The sequence below is a fragment of the Embleya sp. NPDC050493 genome (assembly GCF_044458105.1).
In the GTDB taxonomy this organism is placed as follows: Bacteria; Actinomycetota; Actinomycetes; order Streptomycetales; family Streptomycetaceae; genus Embleya.
In genome coordinates, this window is the sequence record NZ_JBITHP010000018.1 from 200821 (window position 1) to 223474 (window position 22654).

Below are 22654 nucleotides of genomic sequence, written 5' to 3' on the forward strand. Positions count from 1 at the left end.
AGCCCCCCGCCGAGCCGCACGCACGACATGCCCTCCCCGCGACGCTCACCGCGCAGCCCCCGCCCGAACCGCGCGCACGACATGCCCTCCCCGCGACGCTCACCGCCCAGCCCCCGCCCGAACCGCGCGTACGACGTGCTCGCCCGGCACCACCAGTGCCGTCGGCGGCACGCACAGACCGCCGCAGCCCGGCGGGCCGCCGTCTGCCCGCAGCGCGAGCGCGGTGACGTGGTCCACGCCCGCGGCCTCGTCCACCACGCGCAGCACCTCGCTGCGGTGCACGTCACGGCCGAACGGCCACCCGGTGCCGCGTGGTCCGCCGGTGATCGCATGCAGGAACGTGTCCAGCGCGGCCCGTACCGCCGCGGCCGTCCCGCCCGGGTCGGCGCCCGGGAGCAGCGCCACGGTCACCTCGGCCGCGACCACGACGTAGCGCGGCCCGGTGACGAACAGCCGGGTGCCGGTCGTACGCAGCCCGGCCAGGTGCCGGCGCACCGCGCGCAGCAGGCCCGCGGTGGGCTCGGGTCGGCCCCGCGGGAGCGACGGCACCACGACCACGCTCACGCAGCCCGCGGCGACCAGGCCCGGCAGGCGCGGGTCGGTGTCGGCGAACGCGCGGACCCGGGCGATCCGGGTGCCCGGGGTGGCCAGGGCGCAGCGCTCGACACCGGCCAGGGTCACCGCGCGTTCGGGCGCGGCGAGCCGGAGCACCGCCGCGCGGGGCAGTTCGTCGAGGGAGTGTGCGTCGGCCGCGGCGAGGGCGTCCACGAGGCGTTCGTGCGCCCACAACCCGCGTTCGGCCCGGGCCGCGGCGGCGGCCGTGTCCTCGGCGTCGGTGCCACCCGTCGCCCGGCCGACCAGGGTGACGGTGAGCGCGCCGGGGGCGGGTGGCCCGGCCGACAGCACGCGGGTGCGCGCGTCGGGCGCGACCCGCACGGGTGCAGGCGGGGCCAGGGCCGCGCCGCGGGCTCCGGAGGTGGTGCGGTAGGCGGCGAGCACGGTGCGACCCGACTCGGGCACCCGGCCGGCACGGCCGTCGCCGAAGGTGAGCGTGCCGGTCGCGGCGTCGAGCACGGCATGCAGGTCGGTACGACCGGCGGCGTCCAGGTCCGGGACCAGCCGGACCGGTTCGACGCCGCCCGCCGGATCGGCCAGCCACACCCGATACGGGCCGGGCGTCGGCCCATCCGGCGCGATCGCGCCGCCGGGCAGGGTGAAGGTCTGCTCCGGGGCGCCGTCGCCGACGCCCGCCGCGACGAGTTCGGCCACCAGCCGTCCGTGCGCGGCCGGGGTGGGTGCGATCCAGCGCAGGATGCGCACCACCGGCGCCGCCGGGTCGTCGGTGCGCAGGGTCCGCACCACGCGCGCGCCGTCCACGGTGATCGCCAGCGCCATCCGGGCGCCCTCGACCGGGGCCGCCGCACCGGTCGGCACGGCCGTCGAGGCGACCTCGTAGGCGCCGACCGCCGCCGTGGCCTGGACCGCCTCGACCGCGTCGGCGAGCACCCGGCGCACCCGCGGCGGCGCGTCGTGCCGGCCCCGGTCGAGCCGGCAGCGCAGCCACGCCCGGGTCCCGGCCGCGCCGAGCGGCTCGACCGGCAGCGCCGCCGGCCCGATCCGCAGCCGCACCGCGGCGGATCGGGTCAACGCCCCGGTCCGGTCCACGACGTCGGCGAGCGGCTGCCAGGCACCGCCCGCGCGGGCCTCCCAGACGGTGCGTGCGTCGTGGTGCGGCCCCGTGTCGGCGGCCTCGCCCGGCTCCGGTCCGCCGGCGGTGTCGGTGTCGGCGTCCAGGTACAGCGCGAGCACGGTGCCCGCGGGCAGCGCCCGATCCAGGCCCAGGACCAGCGCGGCGCCCGCCCGCGGATCGGGGCCGAGCGCGTCCACCGCGGTGCCGGCGAGCAGCGTGGGGGTGTGGTCGGTCCAGCCCAGGGTGTGGCCGAACCGTTCGGCTGTGCCGTCGTCGGTGCCCGCCGCGACCACCGACGCGCCGGTCAACGGCACCGCCTCCGACGTCTCCAGGCCGATCGGGGCGTCTGCTCCGTGCGCGACGAAGCCCAGCCGGGCGGGCAGTTCGGGCGGCGCGCCCGGGCCGGGCCGGACCGCGAGCACCACCCGCGCCGCGCTCGGCGGCGCCGGGTGCACGCCGAGCAGGGCGAGCAGTTTGCGCCGGTGCCGGTCGGTGACCCGCGAGGCCCGGTAGACGTCGGTGTCCACGAGCCACGCCAGCATCTCGAGCACCGCGATGCCGGGATCGGAGTGATTGTGGTCGGTCCACTGCGGGCTCTCCAGCGGCAACAACGCCCGCGCCTCGGCGACCAGATCCGGCCAGCGTCGGGTGTCCAGGCTCGGAGGGAACAGGGGCATGGTTCACAACTCCCTTCCGGGTGATCCCGGCGACCGGGACGACCCCGATTCCGCCGCGCCGGCGAGCCGCACCACGAGCGGGCCCGCGCACACCACCGCGTCCGCGGCCACCGGCACCGCGTCGCCGGCCGGCACCCCGTCCACGGTCAGGTCGAGCGCGGTCACCACGTCCACCCCGGGCACCGCCTCCAGCCGCCGGGCCAGATCGGACAGGTACACACCGCGGCCGAACGGCCAACCGGTCCCGTACGGGCCGCCGTCGAGCGGATGCAGGAAGCGGCCCAGATCGGCGAGTACCGCGCCGCGCACCCGCCCGGCGTCGCCGGCCCGGGTCGGTCGCACGGTGGCGGCGACCCCCACCGGGAAGTAGCGCGCGCCCTCGACCACCAGCCGGGCCGCCGCCGGCATCCGCGCACGGACCGCGTCGCGCACCCGGCGCAGCAGTTCGCCGCCGGCCTGCGGCCGGTCGCTGCCGTCCCGCGGCAGCACGACCAACCGGACCACGCCCGGCAGCACCCGCCCGTGCCGGTCGCGCGCACCCAGCGCGCGGGCCGCCGCGATCGCCGGGACGGTCTCCCGGGCCAGCGCGGCCACGTCGGCCTCGGTCAGCGCCAGCCGGCGGTGCCGCAGCAGCGTGGGGCCGCGGCGCAGCACGTCCGGAAAGCGCTCGGCGTCGGTGCCGCCGCTCGCGCCGCGCGGGTTGCTCACCCCGCCCACGGCCACCGCGCCGACCGCCTGGGTGATCGCCCCGGCGGGCACGTTGCCGGCCGCGCCACCGCCGGAGCGGTACACCCGCAACCGCACGTTGTCCGGGCCCACCGCGGGCACCCGCCCGTGTCCGTTCCCGCCGAACACCACCCGTCCGCTCGCGTGGTCGCACACGTAGACCCGGTCGGCCGGGCCGGCCAGGCCCAGCGAGGTCACTTCGTCCCAGCGCACCCACACCTCGGTGACCCGGCCGGTGCGCGGATCGGCCACGGTGCGCAGCGCCGTGTCCGCCCGCTCGGCCAACTCCCTTCGCAGCAGCGGCAGGTCGACCGACGCGCGGTCGCCGTCGAGTTCGCGCACCTCCAGCACGGCGCCCTCCAGCACCGGCGTGCGCAGCGCCCGGAAGACCTGGCCGGCGCTGCCGTCGGCGGAGCCGAGCAGTTCGTCGGTGATCGTCTCCACCTGTTGCACCCGTGCCGCGTTGGGCACCAGTGCGTTCAGAGTCGGGTGCGGGGGGTCGGCCTCGGCCGGGAAGCGGGCCCGGATCCAGGTGCGCGGTGTGCCGAACCGGGCGGGTGGCGCGTCGCGCAGTTCACCGCCGGCGTAGGCGCGGGAGAGCCGGTCGCGCACGGTGAGCCACTCGCCGTCGGCGGCGGCCACGATCACCGGTTCGCCGCCGCGCAGGTCGGTGAGCAACAGCCGGTCGCCGGGCGCGAATCGCGCGGCGGCACCGCGGCCGAGCAGGGTGACCGTGCGGTCGGCGGCGCCGGTGACCGGCGCCCCGGGCGGGCCGCCCGCCCCGGGCCAGATCAGGCCGATCACGCCGGCGCGGGTCAAGCCCTCGGTGCCGTCGTCGGTGGCCAGCGCGACCCAGCCGGTGCCGTCGTGGCCCTCCCAGACGGGCCGCGCCGGTACCGCGTCGGGGTCCTCGTCGGCGGGCTCGACGTACAGGCCCAGGCGGTCGGCGGGCAGTTCGCCGTCGAAACCCAGGTACAGCGTCGGGGCGGTCTCGGCCATCGGCCGGAATGGGGTCGCGCCGGTTCCGGGGAAGGCGAGGGCGGCGGTCAGGTCGGCCCACGCGTGGTCGTCGAGTGCGAGGGTGTGCCGCGGGTCCTCCGGCCCGGCGACGTGGCGGTAGAACACCTCGAACCGGTCCAACACCGGCGGCCGGGGTTCCACCACGGGCAGGAAATTGAGCACGCCGGACTTGTCGGTCCAGCTCACCTGGCGCAGGAACGAGAAGCTGCCGCGTTCCAGGCGGGCCCGCAACCAGCGGCGTTCGTCGCCGGTGACCGACGCCGGCGCCCAGTCGTCCGGCACGGTGAAGTGCAGGGCTCCCGAGCGTTGCAGGGCCAGGACGGCGGGGGCGCCGGCCGCGCCGATCGCCCGCCAGCGGGTGCCGTCGAAGTACTCCCAGGTCACCTCCGGGGCGGTGAGCTGGTTCGGGGTCTGCGCCCCGGCCACGGCCTTGAGCAGGTCCTCCGGGGCCAGGTTCTCCAGCGCGTCGGCGATCGCGCGGGCCTTCGCCACCTGGGTGTCCACCGCGGCCTTGGCCGCGTCGATGCGCGCGGTGACGTCGGTGACGAACACCTGCGGGTCGGCGTCGAGGAAGGACGGCAGCGGAGTGTCCGCCAGGTAGGGGGTGGGCGTGGCCAGGACGGTGCCCAGTGCGGAGGCGAGCGCGCCGTGCGCGGCGACCACCTGCGCGTCGGTGCCGCCCGCGAGAGCCTGGGCCAGCGCGGCCCGGGGCGCGGTCAACGTGCCCGCGTCGGCCGAGAGTTGCCCGGCCACGTCGGCGGTGGCCAGCAGCAGTGCGGCGCTCGCGCGCGGGGCGCCGCCGAGTGCGGCCAGCGCGGCGGCCAGGTCGGCGGCCGGATCGGCGGCGGTCTGCGCGGCCTTGACGTGGTCGCGGGCGGAGCCGACGTCGGTGAACAGGCCCGGTTCGGCCTGCGCGGCGCCGCGCAACGAGGTCAGTGCGTCCCGCAGGTGCGCCTTGACCTGGGTGTACCACGTGGTGGGGTCCTCGCCGGACAGCGGCGAGACCACCGCACGTCCCAGGTCTCCGCTGACCGCGGTCAGTGCGGCCAGCCTGGTCGCCACGGCGCGGATGTCGGCGACCGTCTTGTCCCGGAACTCCTTGGCGTTCTGCACTCCCCCGGTCAGTTCGCCGGTGCGCTGGTCGGCCTCCTCCGCCGCGGTGCGCGGCCGGCCGACCACCACGGTCACCCGGGCACCGGGCTTGGCGAACGCGGCATCGCAGGCCACGTGGAAGGCACTGCCGCGGACCGGTGCCGGGCCCAGCGGGGTGAACGCCCGGGTGAGGTCCACCGCTTGGGCGTCGGCGACCGCCTTGTCCGGCACCAGGCCGGTCCGCAGGGTCAGGTCCAGGTGCGCGGGGGCGTCCAGGGCCGACGGCGCGGTCAGGTCGTCGGGGTCGTCCAGCGGGAAGTAGTCCACGCCCGGCTGCGGGGCGCCCGTGCCCGCGGTGAAGGTGTCGGCGGCGGTGGGCGGCACGGTGACGCCGAACCGTACGGTGTGGCCCAGGTGTTCGGCCGCGAGCGCGATCGGGGTGCCGGGCTTCGCGGCCTGGTTCTCCTTGCCGCCGGCGGTGGTGTCCACGACGTGCACGGTGGCCGCGGCCGGCGCGGTCGTACCGTGCGCGGCGTGCAGGGTGAGGGTCGTCTCCGCGCCGGTCGGCGGGCCCGCGAACAGAGCCAGCCGGGCATGCGTGCCGACCACCGCCAGCCGCAGGTGTGCCACTTCGGGCACCACGAGGTCCGGTCGTCCGCCGAATTCCGAATCCAGCCGGGCGCGCAGCCAGTACGACTCGATGCCCGAGACGGTGGTGGCCACCGCCGTCGCACAGGGCGCGACCAGCCGCACGGTGCCGGAGCGGGTCAGTCCCGCGGTCCCGTCCCGGGAGGTGTCGTCGCCGTCGCCCCAGGGTGCGAACGGCCGCCAGGCCGCGCCGTCCCACCACGTCCAGGTGATCCGCAGCGGAGCCGACGCCGGCCGGCGCAGGGCCACGGTGACCCGCACGTCGGCCCGCCCGGCGAACGCCAGGAGCGTGTCGTGCGCGAGGTACAACTCCCGTACCGCGGGCCGCAGTCCGGTGAACAGCGTGACCGGTCGACGGGCCGGCACGTCGGCCGAGTGGTCGGCGGCGGCGTCCGCGCCCGGGTCCAGACTCCACACCTCCACCAGCGGCGCGCCCGCCGGCGCCACCGTCTCGCGGGTCTCGAAGATCAACGGCGCGTCCTGCCCGGGCACGGTGGCGCCGAGCCGCGTTCCGGCACTCACCCGGGCCCCGCTCACCCCGGGCAGCGCCTGGAGCAGCACCGTGCCGACCGCACCCTGGGCGGGCAGCAGCGACACGCCCACCATGTCCAGGAGCGCGGCCAGTTGCCGATCGGGCAGCGCGGCCAGCCGCTCCTCCAACGCGGCCAGCAACGCGCCGAGTCCGTGCGCCACGCCCAGCGACGCCCCGCCCGGGGTGGGGTGCCAGTCGGGCACCCAGCCGGTACGGGCGGCCAGCAGCGCGGCGACCACCTCGGCCCGACTGCGCGGCGCGCTCACGTGGCCGCTCCCTCGTGCAGGTGGAACGGGTAGACGAGGTTGTAGAAGGTGTTGGTGGCCCGGATCCGGTAGTCGATGCGCACGTCGAGCCGACCCGCCGCACGATCGGCCACCGACACGTCCACGGCCAGCACGTCGATCCGCGGCTCCCACGCGATCAAGCCCTGTTCCACCCGCAGCCGCACCAGCGCGGCGGTGGCCGCGGTGACCGGCTCGAACAACATGTCCTCCAGTCCCGCACCGAAGTCCGGGCGCATCACCCGCTCACCGCGCCGCGTGCCCAGGATCAGCAGTACGGACTGCCGGACCTTCTCCGGCCCGGCCGCCTGCGCCGCCTCGCCGAGCGGGTCGAGCCGGGCCGGCGCGGCCCAGCCGCGACCGAGCACGGCGGCATCGTCGGGGGTGCGCCGCACGGGGTCGGGGTCGAGCGGCGCATTCGGTTCGGCCACCGTCAGCCTCCGATCAACACGGTCGGGACGCCCGCCACCACCGGCGCACCGCAACCCGCCGGGTCGCCCTGGCGCAGCGCGCCGCGCCCCCCGACGAGCACCGTCGCGGAGCCCTTGGTGAACGGCGACGGCGGATGCGCGGCGGGCGGCGGGAAGGCGCACGCGTGCATGTCGCCCTGCACCGCGGCGGGCAGCCCACCGATCAACACGGTGGGCACGCCGGGTCCCGCGACCATGCCGGGATGGCCGGTGGGGTCGGTGACGCGTGCTGCTGCGGGCACGGCTGCCTCCTTGGCGGTGGTTCGGTGTACTCGGGATGCGGGAGCACGGGGAGTTCGGCGACGAAAGCGAGGCGTGCGCGGTCAGTTGATCTTCACCAGCGCCCCCTGGATGCTGCACGTGGCGGCGGCCCGCACGTCCGCGCGCGTCGCGTTCACCGCCAGACCGTTGCCGGCCTTGACGCTCACGTCCAGGCCGCTCACGTCCACCGAGCGGGTGCCGGCGACGGTCACCGCGCCGGACGCGGTCAGCGAGATCTTCGCGGCGCCGCCGGCCACGGACAGGGTGATCCCGTCGACCGCGATCTCGATCGAGTGGCCCAGCGCGTGGGACAGGGTGATCGACTGCACGAGGTCGTCGATGACCACCTCGTGACCCACCGGGGTGCGGACGACCCGCTTGCTCACCGAGTCGATGGGCAGATCCACCGGAGGACGCGAGGTCATCGTCCACAACCCGCCCAGCACGTACGGCTCGCGTACGTCGCCGTTGCGAAACGCCACGAGCACCTCGTCGTCCGGCTGCGGCATGAACCACACCCCCGAGCCGTCGCCCGCCACCGTCGCGCACACCCGCGCCCACGGCTCGACCCCCGGCAACCACGCGTACCTGATCTGCACCCGCCCGGCTCCGGTCAGGTCCAGGTTGTCCACCACCGTGGCGGGCGCCACGCCGGTCACCCGCGGACTGTCGGACTCGTGGATGTCGTCGAGGGCGTCGAAGAGCGGTTCGAACATGCCGGTCCTCCCAGGGATCGAGCGGTACGTCGAAAACGGATCGGGGCGAGGACGAACGGGCCGCTCGGCGCAGGCGACACGCAAGCGGCCCCATCGGCTCACGAATTGGGCGCCGGGAGCGACAACAGGCCGCCCTGGACCCGCACCGCGCCCTGCGACGCGGGCGGGACGGCACCGAACCAGATCTCCTTGCGCAGGTCGAACGAGGTGCGATAGCCACCGCCGTCGAGGGTGTGCTGTGCCGACACCACCCGCCACAGGCCGCCGAACGTCTCCCCGACGCCCTCGATCCGCAACACCCGTCCGGCGCTGATCCGCGGGTCGCCCACGCACGAACCACTCGCGGTGGTACGCCGGTTCAGCCTCGGCAGCAGCTTGGACACGATCAGCCGCGGGGCGGTGGCGATGGTCACCGGCTCGTCCACCAGGAGCACCTCGCGGGCCGCCGCCTTGCCCGCGACGGGCAATCCGAATCCCGGGGTCACCTCGATGGTGAGCGCCTGCCGGTCCCAGTCGTAGCCGACCGAGACGGTCAGTTCGAGCCGCACCTCGGGCCGCCACACCCGCACCGACACCCGGGCGACCTGGCCGACCGTACTGATCCGCGGGGTGAACTCCATCAGCGAACGCCCATGGCGCAACGTCACATCGGAGGAGAGGTTGCCGGCGGGCGACATCAACCGGAGTACGAAACCGGACGGCTCGCCGTCGTGCTCGACGATCAGCTCCCACGCGTTCTCCAGGGCGATCTTCTTCAGGAAGTCCAGCGTGGTCTCCGACTGTTGTCGCCGCACCACGCGCTGACGCATGCTCGGGTCCTCCGCCGAGGCCACCACGTCCACCACACCCAGCGCGGCGGACAGGAACGCGCCCAGCGGATCGAGCAGCGGGATCATGCCGTGCTCGACCGCGAGCACCGGCGCCACCACCGGATCCGGCAGCGGAAACACCCCCAGCTTGGGCACCGGCACACCGAACCAGCGCGCCGGCGAAGCGGTGGCGAGCCGGGTGCGCCGGTCCTGCGCGACCACCCGCAACATCGGCATCCCGTCGGACGGGAAACTCGCCTCGGTGCCGACCACTTCGCCGGTGAACAACCGACGCGGCTCGTCCGGCGCGTAGCCCAGCGCGATGCCCACCTCGGTGTCCAGGCGGAACAGCGGGTCGTCGAGCCAGCGCAGACCCTCGTTGGCAAGCGAGATCTCCAGGCGGTCGGCGTCGCCCATGCCGGTCTGGCACGTCACACCGGTGACCGAGCCGCGCAACGCCGCCGGCGCCGGTCGGCCGGCGAAGCGCAGTCGCATCTCCGGGGCGTACTGCGGAAACGCGCTCATGCCGGCACCTCCCGGGGTGGCGCGTCGAAGACCTCGTTCGTGGCCGGATCCCGATACGGCAGGCGGGGCAGGTGCAGCGTCGCGCCGACCGGCAACACCCGCGGATCGTCCAGGCCGTTGTGCAGCGCGATCGGCCGCCACGCGGACGCCGACCCGTACTCGCGCCAGGCGATCAGTTGCAGACTCTCCCCGGCCACCACGGTATGCGCCTTGGTGTAGTCCGAGGTCTGCCGCTTGACCTCCTTCGCCTCCATGTCCACGTTGCGGAACTCGCCGAAGGAGACCGTCAGTCGGGCCCGCACCGGGGTGCCGTCCGGCTTGAACATCACGAACTTCTGCGCGACCCGGGTCAGCACACACGTGAAGGTCAGACTCGACCACGCGAACACCAACGGCGGTGGCGCGTGCAGCGTGGGATCGATGTCCATCAGATCCACGATCCGGCGGACCAGGATCCGCACATCGCTGCCCGCACCCGCCTGGTCGTTCGCCTCCAACGAGTCGAGGAACAGCTCCATCTCCAGCGTCTGCGCGTTGCCGTGCACGAACTGCACGACCGGAGCGGACAGTCCCGGCACCGGGAGTTGGGCGTAGGTGGTCTCCCGGTTGACCGTGTAGTCCTCCGGGTTGAACAACACGCGGGTACGCGCACCGGTGACGGTGTTGGTGATCGTCGCGCGTTCCATCACGGTCATCGGCTCCACCCCCGACGTTCCCGGCGGGCGAGCACCCGGCGGTCGATCTCCCGGACCACCCCGTCCACCAGGCGCGGCAGGTCGGCCGAGGTGAGCGCGGGCGCCGCCGTGCCGTGGGCGGATGTCGGCTCGGACCGGCCGCGCACCGACCCGTCGGCCGGCGCGGGCCGCCGCTCGGCCGCGTCCGGGGCCGACAGCGGGCGGCCGGGCAGCGCGAACGTCAATCCGCCGCGGGGCCCGCCGATCCGGCCGGGCAGGGCCTCCGGCGCCCCAGCACGCGCCGGCGCGCCGGGATGCCCCGGCTCCTCGATCCGCCGACCGTGGCCGGCCCCCTGCTCGTACAACTCCCGCGTCACGCGCGCACGTTCGGCAACCGCCCGGCCGCTCCCGGCGAAGGCGGTACGCAACACCGGCGCGGGCAACCGGCCCGGCCCGCCGGGCGGCGACCCGGACCACCCACCGCCCGGCGGCCCGGCCAGGGCGATCATCCGCGGCACGCTCACCCGCACGTCCAGTCGTACGTGTGCGCAGCGCCGGATGTCCGGAGCCGGCACGGACGCCGGGCGCGGTGCGCGCGGGGGCACCGGGCGCGGCGGCGTGTGCAGCACGAGAGCGATCCCGGGCAACCGGGCCTCGTCCCGGCCCGCCGCACGGCGACCGGCGATCGCCTCGGCCCGGGCCCGAATACCGGCGAGCATCGACGCCGCGGCCGATCGCACCGGCCAACGCGCCGAGGGTGCATGCGCTCCCGTGACGGTCACGATCCTCTCCTCTCGCGATGTGGTCTCGCGGTGTGCGGTGTGAGTGCTTGGTGGGGGCTTCGAGTCGCTTGGTTGGGGCGCCTGGTGTGGGCGCTCGGTGTGGGCGCTCGGTGTGGGCGCTTGGTTGGCGTGTTTGCCGGGATGCCTGATGTGCGGTGCCCGGTGGTTCGGTGTGCGGTGTCGGGCGCCGGGTGTCGGCGCTCCATGCCCGGTGGGTGCTGCCCCGCGCGTTCCGCGCCGCTACGGTGCCTCGTTCAGTCGTTGGTTGATGGCCGACACCCGTTCCACCCACCGCCTGCGTTCGGCGTGGTCGAGGCCCATCAGCTCGGCGTGCGACCAGTGCAGGTGGTAGGCGACGAAGGCGATCTCCTCCCTCAGCCGATCGACCGGATATCCACGGATCCCCCCAGGCGCTCGTGGCCCGTGCGGACCTCCTCGCCGCAGTTCGGGCACGTCCCGTCCGCCGAACCGACCGACTCGTCCACGGTGTTGATCCGGTTGTAGAGCTCCTGGAGATGCGCCAGGTCGGCGGCGAACAGGGTCTCGATGGTGCGCGGCGTCACCGTCTCGACGCCGCCCACCCGGGTGACCACCCGGCTGAGCAGGATCACCGAGAGGTACGCCGGGTTGCGCTGCACACGCGGGTCGGCCAACGGCAGGATCTCGTCGGCGGCGGTGGCGAGCCGCATCGTGCCGTCGCGATACAGCGCGCCGTCCTCGCCGAGCAGCCCGATCGGCAGGGTGAAGTCGTGTTCGATCTGAAGCATGCTCACTGCACCCGCACCAGACCCTCGTGGACCAGTTCGAGGGTCTCGATCGCGATGTCGTCCGACTCGGCGGTCAACGCCGGTGCCATGTACTTGGTCGGCCAGGCCCGGACGAAGTTCCACCGCGACGTGACCACACCGCGCCGGTCCAGCAGCAACACCGCGCCGTTGCGCCGCAGGATGTCGCCCTCGACGATCTGCTGATGCCACTCGTACAACTCGGTGTCGGTGGTCATGCCCCACTTGAGCACGATGTTGGCGTACTTCGCCTGACCGGGGAACTTGTACGGCGTGATGTTCCAACCGCCCTCGCGGTGTTCCAGCACCTCCACCGTCGCGTCGAGGCCGCTCACCTCGTGGAACCCGACCCGGATGATGCCGTCGAGTTCGACCTTGAAGTTGAAATTGACAAAGGGATCCTGGATATCGCCCGTACTCACGGCGTCCTCCACTGCCTGTCCGTTGCCGATCGTGGGTCCCCCGGGCGAGCCTGCCCGCGGGCCCGGGTACGCGCCGCCGCGCGGCCTGCCGCTACGGTTCGCTCACCTCCGCGCCGCCGTCCCAGATGCCGATCCGGACCACGATGAACTCCGCGGGATACACCGGCTGTACGCCGATCTCCAGGTAGAGCAGCCCGAGCTTGCGGGTGCTCGGCGGATTCAACGCCTCGTCGATACGGACGAAGAAGGCGTCCTTGGCCTTGGCCCCGAAGAGCGCGCCGTCCCGCCAGACCCGGGTGAGGAACTCGGTGAGCGTGTGCCTGAGCCGGCCCCACAACTCCAGGTCGTTGGGCTCGAACACGGCGCCGCGCAGGCCCTCCTGGATCGACTCCTCCAGGAACAGGAACAACCGCCGCACGTTGACGTACTGCCAGTTGCGATCCCCCGTCGTGGTCCGCGCACCCCACACCACCGGCGATCCGCGCCCGGGCAGGATCCGCAGCGCGTTGACGCCGTCCGGATTGAGCAGGCCCTGATCGGCGTCCCCGAGCCGGCGTTCCAGCCCGAGCGCACCCGCGATGCCGACGTTGGCCGGGGCCTTGTGCACGCCGCGAGTCGCGTCGGTGTGCGCATAGATCCCGGCGATGTGGCCGGACGGCGGCTGAAGCACCACCGCCGCCTTGGCCGGATCGCGAAGCTGGATCCACGGGTAGTACAGCGCCGCGAAACCCTTGTCCAACGCCCCGGTGAGCTCCGCGCGTTGCGCCTTGACGGTGACCACGTCGATGCCGGGCGCACTGTCCAGGATCGCGAACCGGTCGTGGAGCGACTCGCAGTGCTCCACGATCGCCCGCTGCGCGCCGATGTCGGTACACCCCGGGGCCAGCACGAGCGAGATCTCGTCGATCGGCCGCAACAGCCTCAGGTGCTCGTCGATCCGGCCCGCCACATCCGCCCAGGACGTGGCCGGATCGTCGGCGACCGCACCCGTCAACACGTACGTCCCGGCCCCGGGCCGCGGATCGCCCGCCGGCGTCGGGGCGTTCGGGGAGAGCACGATCCGCAGATAGCCCTTGGGCACCACCGGGCCACCCCACCAGCGCGGATGCGACGGCGTCGTGGACAGGTTCGGGTACGTGGCCGCGCTGCCGTCGCGGTCGGTGACGGTCAGGTCGAACTCGGCCGTGGCCACCCGGGTGGGCGCGGCCAGCTTGTACACCTTGGTGAGCGGCCGGCGCAGGGTCAGCGCGTCGTTGCCGACCGCGGCGACCACGCCCCACTCGGTGTTGGTGCCGTCGCCGATCCGCACCGACGAGCCGACCGGGACCAGCGGACGCAACGCGATGCCGGCCGGCACCGCCAGCCGCAACACCGTGTCCCCGGCGGCCACGTCGTCCGAGGTGATCGTGCCGCCGACGAAGTCGGTCGCGCCGGACAGCCCCGCGTCGAGCACGATCGTGTCCGGCGCCTGCACCGACTTCACCCGCAGCGTCCGAGTCTCCGCGCCCTTGGCCACGATCACCCGTTCACCGGCCGCCAGACCGTCGACCGCGTTCACCGTGAGTACCCGCCGAGTGGCATCCACGGCGGTGATGTTCGCCGTCCCGCGCACCACCGGCAGATCCGTCCCGGCACCCGCCGCCGTCAACGCCGCGGCCAGCGCACTCGAATCCGCGACCCGGACCGAACCACCCGCCCCGTCCGGGCCGTCGAGCAGCGCCACCGCCCGGGCCACGGCCGGCGCACCCGCCGCGCGACCGGGCAGATCGACACCGGCGGGTGTGGCGGTGCCCACCCGCACCACGAAGCACTGGGTACCGCCGTTGCGGAAGAACCCGTCCACCGCGAGCGGCAGGTAGTAGGGCACGTCGCCGCCGTCCACGGGCGGTCCGAACTGCGCGGTGAACGCATCCGGGCTGGTCACCAGGACGGGTTCGGCGATCGGCCCCTGCGCGCTGATGCCGATGAACGCCGCGACGCTGGTCGACACGCCCTGGATGGGCGCGGCGGGCTCGGTCTCTTCGATGTAGACGCCGGGGTACGAGACCTGCACGGCCATGGCGGGTGTCCTCTCAGGTGAAGCGCAGTTCGATCAGCGCGTCGGGTGATCCGGGGACGTGGACCGCACCGGGTGCGGGCGGCGGCAGTCCGGCGGCGGTGACCCGGGCCAGGTAGGCACCCGGTCGCAGGCCGACGAGCACGAAGCGGCCGTCCTCGCCGCTGCGCACCCGGGCCACCTCCCGACCCGCCGGGTCCTCCAGCACCACGTCCGCATCGGCCACCGGGACCGCAGGCACCGCCGGCCCCCCGGTGGCGTCGAGGACGAGGCCGCCCACATCGGCGAGTCGCTCGACGGGCCCGACACCGCCTCCGGGCAATCCGCCGATGTCGGCGTCGTAGGAGGCCAGCACCGTGTGCACGACGCCGTCGAGCCGCCGGTCCGGCTCCGGAACCGGCATCGTGACGATCAGATAGACGGCGGGCCGCCAGGACGTGGCCCGGCCGACCGTGCCCCAGAACTCGGCGAGCTTGCCGAAGCCTTCCGGCGGCACCACCTCCACCGGCAGCTCCGCCTCGCGCAACGTCGCAGGCACCTTGACCAGTTGCTCGGGCGTCAGGATCGCCGAGGCGACCAGCGGGTCGGCGTCGAGCAGGACCGCCAGGATCGCACCGAGCACCGTGTGCTCCTGCTCGGTGGCGGGTATCTGGGCGCTGTCCTTGGCCGCGTTCCACGCCGTGATCAGGTAGTGGCAGCGGATCCGCGCCGGTTCGCGGCGCTCCACGATCCCCACGCCGGAGGTGACCCGCCGCCGGATGTTCATCCGCATGTGCCGGTCCTCGCGCAGGTCTACCAGCGCACAGTTGACCCACACCCCCGTGCTCGCACCCACCCGCTGCCGCCAGTCGTCGTCCGGCGGCTGAAACCCGATCCGCGCACTCGTCAGCCCGGGCACACCCGCGACCAGGGTCTCCCGAATGATCAGGTCGAGGACGTCGATCACGGCGACGTCTCCCGCACCGCGATGGTCGGTCGGCGCCCGGTCATCCGCTCGAACAGGGCGGCCATGAGCGCGAGATTGTCGATCGTGTGCGGACCGGCCTTCGGCATGATGATGTGCGCTTCGTCGTATGCGACCAGGTCCCGCCAGACCTGGTCGTACTCCTTCGAGCCCAACTCGGCCATGTTCTTGATCTCGTAGGTGCCGAGGTCGCCGACGCGAGGCCTGTCCCCCGCGTTGTGGCGCTGCCGATGGGTCACACCGCGGAGACCGGCGTCCTCCTTGACGGCCCGTTCGAGGTCGTGCCCTCGCGATTGCGCGGTGCCACCGCTCACGGGAGCGACGCGACTGCCCAGGGGGTCGTGGAAGACGAACACCCGGGCGTCCGAGTTCGTCACCACACCCGTGTGTCGATCCACCGCCGCGGGCGTGAGGTCCTTCAGGCCGCGCAGCGACGGCCGTCGAGCCTTGGGATCGAACGGCGCGTTCGGATCCTGCCGGGCGGCCTTCTTGGCGGCCTTGACCGATTTCGGCACGCTGATCGTGCCGGGCACGCCGGAGATTCCGGAGCCGGCTGAGCCACCGGGCGTGGTAGCCGCAGGCGACTGGACCTTGATCGTCACCGGCTTCGTCGCCGACGTGCCGACCTCCTCGGACACCGTGTTCGAGGCGTCCGTCACCGTCTTCGTCGGCACGGCGGGCTTGCCGAGCTCGGCGGGCTTGGCCGGCTTGGCCGGCTTGGCCGGCTCGGCCGCCTTCTTCGCTGCCGCGGCCTCCTTGGCAGCCGCCTTCTTGGCAGCCGTAACTTCCTTGGCCGCCGCCCTCTTCTTCGCCGCCGCCTCCTTGGCAGCCGCCCTCTTCTGCGCCGCCGCTTCCTTGGCAGCCGCCCGCTTCTGCGCCGTGGCAACCTTCCTGGCGACCGCCGCGTCGGCCTTCGACTTCGCAGCCACCTTCTTCGCGGATGTCGAAGTCGGCGTCCCGAGTGCGGGTTCAGCCACCGCCGGCGCGTGGGTGGTCTCCCCGACCGGCGTCTTCTCGGCCGGGGCCTTCATGGCGACGGCCTTGGGCGTCGTCGCCTTCCCACCCGGACTCGCCTGCCCCGACACGGCGTTCACCGAGCCGGTACCCGCGGTCTCCGGTGTTCCCGCCGCCGGCACGCCCGCACCGACAGTCGTCGTGTTCGGGATTGCCGACGCCGAGGGCCCCTCGCCGGCGCTCTTCTCGCTCCCGGGCTTCTCGGCGCCGAGCTTCGCGGTCACGACCTTCTTGGTCCCGGGCTTCGCGGTCGTGGGCTTCGCGGTCGTGGGCTTCGGCGTGGCGGCCGGCAGGGCGGGGGTCGGCGGCGGGACGACGTGCGCGGTCGCAGGCGGCGCCGGGACCGCCGACGGGGTGTGTGCCGGTTCCGGCGCCCGGCCGGCCTGTGTCCTGCTCCCGGACGGTTGCCCGGCAGTGGTCGAACCCTGCGTGCCCACGCCGGGCCCGTCACCGGGGCCACCCGTCGCAGGCTGCCCGGCGCGGGACCCGGCCCGACGGCTTGCCGCGGCCTGGAGGAGAACCTGGTGCAGCAGGGCCAGAACGGCCTTCGCCAGGTCCTTCGCATCCTGCTTGAGCGCGGCGTCCCGGTCCGCTCCGGGCGCCCGCGCCCGGTCCTGCGCGATCCGCTCCACCAACGGTTCGAGGGTCACCGCCGCCAACGCCAGGTCGATCAGCACCCGGGCGATCTTCTTGTTGGCGCCTCCCGCCCTCATCCCGGCCACGGTGAGCACCGCAGCGACCACGGCCGTCCAGAATTCCCTGGTCGGCGGTCGGCCGTGCGGAATCCTGTCGTAGGCGACCAGGATCGCCCTGACGGCACCGAGGACATTCACCGTGGCAAGCAGGGTCTTGACCGCCTCGACGTCGAGCGCCGTAAGCACGGTCTTCGCGCCGAGTTGCCCGAAGATCTCGTACAACTCGCGGTCCGTGAACAGGTCGTCGTTCACCGGCTTCGTGGTCCCGAGCGTCTCGTCGTACTTCTTCTCGAGCCAGTCGCCGGCCGAGGTCACCAGGGACGAAACGGCGGGCGAACGGGTGGTCGCGTCGTACAGGTCGGCTGCCTTGGCGCGGTCGCGCAGCGCGTCGAACACGGGCCTCCCGGTCAGGACGTCGGACGCGGCCCGCAACCGCGCCTTGTTCGCGGGGCTCAGGTCGAGATCCGACGTCAGGTCGTCGACGCCGCGCTGTCCCAGATCGTGCACGCTGTATCCGAACCCGACCAGGGTGTCGACGATCCCGGCGCCTTCGAGCAGGACACCCTCCACCGCACCCAGGTTCCGCATGTCCGCGGCGCGGTTCTCCGCCTTGAGGCGGGCGATCTCCGGGTCCTCCTCGCCCTTCGGCGCCCGGGACACCCCGGGCGCGGTGCCGCCCCCGACGGACGCGGACAGCCCAGCCGCGGCGCGTGCCCCCGCGCTGTGCGCGGCGCCCTCGGCGGCGGTGCCGGCAGGATGCACGCCGTGCGTCCCCGGCTCCGCGCCACCGCGTCGTTGCTGCACCACATGCGCCAGTTCGTGGCCGATCAGCGCCCGTCCGGCGTCCGAGTGCGGGTCGTAACGGCCCGGTCCGAACACTACGTGCCGACCCACCGCGTACGCCTTCGCGTCCAGGCGCTCGGCGGACGCCGCCGCCTCGGCGTCGGTGTGTACCACCACCTCGCCCAGCGATGTACCGAACGAACGCTCCATCGCACCGCGCACCGACGCGTCCAGCGGCCGGGCCCGCCCGGTGCGCGACTCCAGTACGGCGGGCAGGTGCGACCCGGTGCCGCCGCCCGCCTTGGTTCCAGGGCTCATCACACCACCCCGAGCGCGGCGGGGGCCTGCGGGGAGGGCCCGATCTTGTCGTATTCGCGCGCCATCGCACGCAGCACCGCGGCCCGGTCCACGACCCGCCCGTCGGCCGCCGCCAGGTGTGCCGCCGCGACCGCGACGTTGTGGATGTGTCCGCCGGAAAGCGGGTAGTTCTCGGCGAGTTCGGCCAGGTCCACGTCGGCGTGGCGGGGCAGCGCGGGCGGCCAGACGCCCTGCCAGATCCGTCGCCGCTCGGCGGCCTCGGGGAACGGGAAGTGCACACAGTAGGTCAGCCGCCGGAGGAACGCGTCGTCCATGTGGTGCAGCAGGTTCGTGGCCAGCACCGCGAGCCCGTCGTGCTCCTCCAACCGCTGGAGCAGGTAGGCCACTTCCAGGTTGGCGTAGCGGTCCCGCGCGTCGTGTACCTCGCTGCGCTTGCCGAACAGCGCGTCGCACTCGTCGAACAGGAGCACCGCGTCGGTGCGTGCGGCGGCGGTGAACACCGCGTCCAGGTTCTGCTCGGTCTCGCCGATGTACTTCGACACCACCGAGGCCAGGTCCACCCGGTACAGCGGCAGCCCGAGCCGGCCCGCGACCAGCCGGGCGGCGAGCGTCTTGCCGGTGCCGCTGGGCCCGGCGAACAGCACCGACACCCCGCGTCCCTGGCCCGGCCGCGCGGCGAACCCGTGCCCGTCGAGCACCGTGCGATGGGCCGTCAGATGCGCGCACACGTCGTGCAGCCGCTCGCCGACCTCGGTCGGGACGATCAGCGCCGACCAGTCCTGTGACGTGCCCAACCGCGAGGCGAGTCGGCCCAGTTCGCCGCCGGTGACCTGCGCGGCCACCTCGGCCGCCTCGATCGGGGTGGCGCGCGGGACGCCGTCCGCCCCGGCCCGCCCGCGGGCCCGGGCGGCGATCGCATCCAGGGTGTGCCGCAGCTCGGGGCCGGCGAGGTGGGTCCAGCCGGCCAACGGATCGGCCCCGGCGCCGCCCGTGACGTGCACGCCCCGCTCGGCCAGCGCGGCGGTGAGGCCGCCCGGGGCGCCCGCCGACGGCGTACGCCGCACGGGCAGCGAGACCACCCGTTCGGCCGGCACATCGGGCCCGGCCGGCGCGAGCGAGTCGGGGCCACCGATCACGATCGTGTGGGTGAACCGCTCCCACACCGACGCGGGCGGCGTCAGCGCGTGCGCGTCCACCACGAGCACGGCCTCCCGCAGGAGCGCCTCGGCGGCCAGTCCGCGCACCAGGGCCGGGTCGGCCAGGGCCTCCGGCCGAACGGTCAGCACCCGGCGCCCGGCCCGGGCCGCGCTCCACCAGGCCAGGTCCAGGCAGTGCGCCGGTGCCGCGCCGTACAGGTGGGTGAGCGTCGGGTCCTCCCCCGAGAGCCGGCCGACCAGCACCTCGGCGCTCTCCGGGTCGGCCACGCCTGCCGGTGCGTACGTGTCCAGGCTCGCGAACGGCGCCAGTTCGTCGGCGAGCCGGGCCACCCCGAAGATGCGCCGCAGCAGCACGGCCGAGGGCCGCACCGCGCTCGCATACGAGGGCCCGGAGCCGGTGCCGAGCGTCTCGATCAGCCCGCAGCGCGGCAGTGGTCCGGCCGAGGAGAGCCGGACCGCCACCGCCGCCCGGTCCGCACCGCTCTCGCAACACAGTCGGGCCAGCAGGTCGAGCGTCGGGTACGGCTGCCCGGGATCGCGGTGCAGCCACCCGATCACCCGACCGAACGCCGGATCCAGATCGGGCGCGAGCACCAGTGCCACGACGGCCAGGTCGAACGCGTCGAATCCGCGGCGGATCAGTGGCAGGGCGAGGTGTGCGGGCAACGGCGGGCCCGTTATCACGACGGCTTCCGGGGGCGGTTTGTCCGACAGCGCGTCGAGCACCTCGCCGTACGACGGGTAGAGCCGTTCCAGCGAACTCTGCTCGGGCTGCCGGTCGATCGCCGCCACGGCTCGGGACAGCACGTCCGCGATCCACCGCTCCAGGTCGGAGAGGTCGGAAAGCACGGATGCGCTCGAACCGATCGAAGCGTTGGCGGCCATGTCGTGATCCTTGATCACCGGGCGGGAGTGCGTCATCCACCCGACAGGACGATCTTTGCCGGCCGCAGGAGTAGATCCGCGGTGGACCGCCGGCGCCTCCTCCTCCACCCGAGGTGGAGAGCGACGTCCACCCCGTCGAGGCCGCGCCGCTCCTTGAAACAACATCGAAGTCGGGTGCCGATCCCCGCCGGACGGGCATCGGCACCCGACTTCGGCACCGCAATCACCAAGCGGAGCAAGGCGGTTCGCACCACCGGCCGGCGAGCGCAGGCATCCGTCGCGCACCGGCCGCGCGATGCCGCCGACGTGCGCGGGGGCGCGCCCGGCGCGCTACCCGGGATCGACCCGGGGAGCGCTTCTACCCACCGTTGACGGGCTGTTCGCGGTCCGGCGCGCGCCGCGCGCGTACCGAGCGCAGCAGCGTCGCCGCCGCCTCGCGGTGCGGCACACCCAACTTGCGCAGTACCGCGTGCACATGGGTCTTGACCGTGGACAGGCCGATGGACAACTGCCGCGCGATCTCGTGGTTGCTCATCCCCTCGGCCATCAGGAAGAGGATCTCCCGCTCGCGCGCCGTCAGCGTCTCCGGCAGTGCGGAGACCCCGCGTTGCGGACCGATGGCCGGCGACTGCACGCGTTGCAGCAACAATGCGGCGATCCGCGGACTGCACGACGCCTCGCCGCGCACCGCGCCGACGATGGCCGCCGCGGTCTCCAACACGGAGTACTCCAGCCCGATGAAGCCCGCCACTCCGGCCTCCGCGGCGGTGATCACGTCGTCGCGCGATTCGTCCACCCCGAGTGCGATCAGTCGAGTCTCCGGCGAGCCGTGCCGGATCGCGCGGATCGCCGCGATGCTGTCGGGCGTCGCGAGGTCGAGCAGCAGTACCGAGGGCCGCAGGCGGCGCGCGCCGGCCACCGCCTCGGAGGCGGAGCCGCCCGAGCCGACCAGGCGCAGCGCCGGTTCGTCGGCCAGTGCCCGCACGGTTGCTTCGCGATAGATCCGGACCGGGGTGATCACGACTACCTCGATCGCCGCACTCATCGGCTTCTCTCTGCCCCCCGCCGTCGAACGCTCACCGGGCGATCCGCGCCACGGTCTCGCGAATCCCTCGCGGCGTGCCGCATCCGGCGACTGTGCCCATCGACCATTGACCACAGACAGTAATCAATCGATCGCGCTAAGCGTAGCGCCGCCGTCGACACCTCGCCACAAACCCCGGAACACCGGGCCCCGCGTGCGCAAAAGGCCGGCGCGGCGACGCAGCGCGAAGCCGGTGTCGCCGGCCGCGTCGCGACCGGCGGCACCGGCCCACCGGCTCACGCGAGGGACTGCACCGGCCGCCGCGTCGTCGCCTCGATCTCACCCGCCGCCTTGTCCAGCAACTGCCGGGTCAGGTCGGTCAACGCCCGCGCCGCGGCGATCTCCTCGCCGACCTGCGGCTGATCGGGGTCGTCCGGGAACCGGCTCGCGTGCGCATGCGAGCGCAACTCCGTTCCGTCCCGCAGCCGTAGCAGGGCGGCGGCCTCGGTGCGCTTGCCGTCCTCCTTGAACTCCATCTCGATGTGCCATCCGACGATCTGCATGAGTGTCGCCTCCAAGCCCCCGGTCCGGTCGGTGCCGGCCGCGCCCCTCCGCACCGGCGTGGTGCGACCTGCCGCACCACGATGCTCCGCTCCCTTCCATCACTCGGATTCGTGTCCCGGGTCGCCTTCGACCCGGCCACCCGTGGCCCGATCCTGGTCCGCCCGCTCGTCGACCGGCGGCGGTCCGGTCACCGTGACCCGGGCCGGGCGCAGCAGCCGATCGCCGACGCGGTAGCCCGGTGTGTGCACCACCGAACAGATCGGCGGATCCACTCCGGACCGGACCCGATACGCCAACGCGTCGTGGAGGTGCGGGTCGAACTCGTCCCCGACCGTGCCGAACCCGCGCAGCCCCAGCGCGGCGAGCGAGTTCTCCAAGGCGTCCACGGCGGCGGCCACTCCCGGCGTCGACTCACCGGCGGCGCGGACCCGGTCGAAGTCGTCGATCGCCGGCAGCAGCGGCGTGAGCACATTGGCCAGCGCGACCTCACGCACCGCGAGCCGATCCCGCCGTACGTGGGCACGATAGGCGTCGTAGTCGGCCCGGAGCCGCCGCAGTTCGTCCACGCGCTCGCTCACCTGCCCGCGCAGCGCCGCGATCTCGGCCAGCAGGGCGGCCAGGATCGGCGACTGCGGATGCCCGACGGGGACCGGCAACAGTCCCGGGCCGGACGTGCTCCCGTTCACGCGGTCCCACCTCCCCGCTTGTCGTCGTCGACGATCTCGGCATCGACCACGTCGTCGTCGGCCGTGTCACCGGCCGCGCCCGCTCCGGCCGCACCCTCGGCGCCGGGTTGGGGATTCGCGTACATCGCGCTGCCCAGCTTCTGACTGATCGTGCCGACCTTCTCCGCGGCGTCGCGAATGGCGCTCAGGTCCTCGCCCTTGAGGGCGTCCTTCAGTTCGGTGAGCGAGGTCTCCACCTCGGTCTTCACCTCGGCCGGGACCCTGTCGCCGTTGTCCTTGATGAACTTCTCGGTGGTGTAAACCAGTTGCTCGGCCTGGTTGCGGGTCTCCGCGGCCTCGCGGCGCTGGTGGTCCTCCTCCGCGTGCGCCTCCGCATCACGCATCATCCGGTCGAT

The 22654-nt window shown here is 74.0% G+C and carries 19 protein-coding genes; all 19 read right to left on the reverse strand.

Features of this window, described 5'->3' with window-relative positions; translation table 11 throughout:
• Window positions 1–99: 99 nt before the first annotated feature.
• Window positions 100–2367, reverse strand: coding sequence for a hypothetical protein (locus ACIBM5_RS30175; RefSeq protein ID WP_396009696.1), 2268 nt, complete (start codon window positions 2365–2367; stop codon window positions 100–102).
• Between the two features lie 3 nt (window positions 2368–2370).
• Window positions 2371–6651: a hypothetical protein gene (locus tag ACIBM5_RS30180; protein ID WP_396009697.1), complete on the reverse strand. Its 4281-nt coding sequence runs from the start codon at window positions 6649–6651 to the stop codon at window positions 2371–2373.
• Window positions 6648–7100, reverse strand: coding sequence for a GPW/gp25 family protein (locus ACIBM5_RS30185; protein WP_396009698.1), 453 nt, complete (start codon window positions 7098–7100; stop codon window positions 6648–6650). The genes ACIBM5_RS30180 and ACIBM5_RS30185 overlap by 4 nt, the downstream gene beginning before the upstream one ends.
• 2 nt (window positions 7101–7102) lie before the next feature.
• Window positions 7103–7381, reverse strand: coding sequence for a PAAR domain-containing protein (locus tag ACIBM5_RS30190; protein WP_391584448.1), 279 nt, complete (start codon window positions 7379–7381; stop codon window positions 7103–7105).
• 81 nt (window positions 7382–7462) lie between these two features.
• The gene (locus ACIBM5_RS30195) at window positions 7463–8116 is read right to left on the reverse strand and encodes a phage baseplate assembly protein V (protein WP_396009699.1); all 654 of its coding nucleotides are present in this window, start codon (window positions 8114–8116) and stop codon (window positions 7463–7465) included.
• A gap of 98 nt (window positions 8117–8214) precedes the next feature.
• On the reverse strand, window positions 8215–9450 hold the full coding sequence (locus ACIBM5_RS30200) for a phage late control D family protein (RefSeq protein ID WP_391584446.1): 1236 nt from the start codon (window positions 9448–9450) through the stop codon (window positions 8215–8217).
• Entirely contained in the window at window positions 9447–10145 is a 699-nt protein-coding gene (locus ACIBM5_RS30205) for a peptigoglycan-binding protein LysM (RefSeq protein ID WP_396009700.1), read from the reverse strand. Before ACIBM5_RS30205 ends, ACIBM5_RS30200 begins: the two co-directional genes overlap by 4 nt.
• The gene (locus ACIBM5_RS30210) at window positions 10142–10906 is read right to left on the reverse strand and encodes a hypothetical protein (RefSeq protein ID WP_396009701.1); all 765 of its coding nucleotides are present in this window, start codon (window positions 10904–10906) and stop codon (window positions 10142–10144) included. The genes ACIBM5_RS30205 and ACIBM5_RS30210 overlap by 4 nt, the downstream gene beginning before the upstream one ends.
• Window positions 10907–11146: 240 nt before the next feature.
• Window positions 11147–11359 (reverse strand): DUF6760 family protein, encoded by a 213-nt coding sequence (locus ACIBM5_RS30215; protein ID WP_396009702.1) that lies wholly within the window; start codon window positions 11357–11359, stop codon window positions 11147–11149.
• Complete coding sequence (locus ACIBM5_RS30220; RefSeq protein WP_396009703.1) at window positions 11281–11673, reverse strand: hypothetical protein; 393 nt, start codon at window positions 11671–11673, stop codon at window positions 11281–11283. Before ACIBM5_RS30220 ends, ACIBM5_RS30215 begins: the two co-directional genes overlap by 79 nt.
• 2 nt (window positions 11674–11675) lie before the next feature.
• Window positions 11676–12113, reverse strand: a complete 438-nt coding sequence (locus ACIBM5_RS30225) for a phage tail protein (RefSeq protein WP_391584442.1) — start codon at window positions 12111–12113, stop codon at window positions 11676–11678.
• A gap of 91 nt (window positions 12114–12204) precedes the next feature.
• A complete protein-coding gene (locus ACIBM5_RS30230) occupies window positions 12205–14172 on the reverse strand; it encodes a phage tail sheath family protein (protein WP_396009704.1) in 1968 nt (655 codons plus the stop codon).
• A gap of 13 nt (window positions 14173–14185) precedes the next feature.
• The gene (locus ACIBM5_RS30235) at window positions 14186–15115 is read right to left on the reverse strand and encodes a Pvc16 family protein (RefSeq protein ID WP_396009705.1); all 930 of its coding nucleotides are present in this window, start codon (window positions 15113–15115) and stop codon (window positions 14186–14188) included.
• Window positions 15112–17943, reverse strand: coding sequence for a DUF4157 domain-containing protein (locus tag ACIBM5_RS30240; protein ID WP_396009707.1), 2832 nt, complete (start codon window positions 17941–17943; stop codon window positions 15112–15114). Before ACIBM5_RS30240 ends, ACIBM5_RS30235 begins: the two co-directional genes overlap by 4 nt.
• On the reverse strand, window positions 17943–19985 hold the full coding sequence (locus tag ACIBM5_RS30245; protein ID WP_396009708.1) for an AAA family ATPase: 2043 nt from the start codon (window positions 19983–19985) through the stop codon (window positions 17943–17945). Before ACIBM5_RS30245 ends, ACIBM5_RS30240 begins: the two co-directional genes overlap by 1 nt.
• Before the next feature lie 358 nt (window positions 19986–20343).
• The gene (locus ACIBM5_RS30250; protein ID WP_391584437.1) at window positions 20344–21030 is read right to left on the reverse strand and encodes a LuxR C-terminal-related transcriptional regulator; all 687 of its coding nucleotides are present in this window, start codon (window positions 21028–21030) and stop codon (window positions 20344–20346) included.
• Between the two features lie 275 nt (window positions 21031–21305).
• Window positions 21306–21572, reverse strand: a complete 267-nt coding sequence (locus ACIBM5_RS30255; protein WP_396009709.1) for a DUF1876 domain-containing protein — start codon at window positions 21570–21572, stop codon at window positions 21306–21308.
• A gap of 99 nt (window positions 21573–21671) precedes the next feature.
• Window positions 21672–22259, reverse strand: coding sequence for a nucleotide exchange factor GrpE (gene grpE, locus ACIBM5_RS30260; protein ID WP_396009710.1), 588 nt, complete (start codon window positions 22257–22259; stop codon window positions 21672–21674).
• Window positions 22256–22654: Hsp70 family protein (locus ACIBM5_RS30265; protein ID WP_396009711.1), on the reverse strand; the 399-nt coding region annotated here is incomplete at its 5' end. The genes grpE and ACIBM5_RS30265, both read right to left, overlap by 4 nt.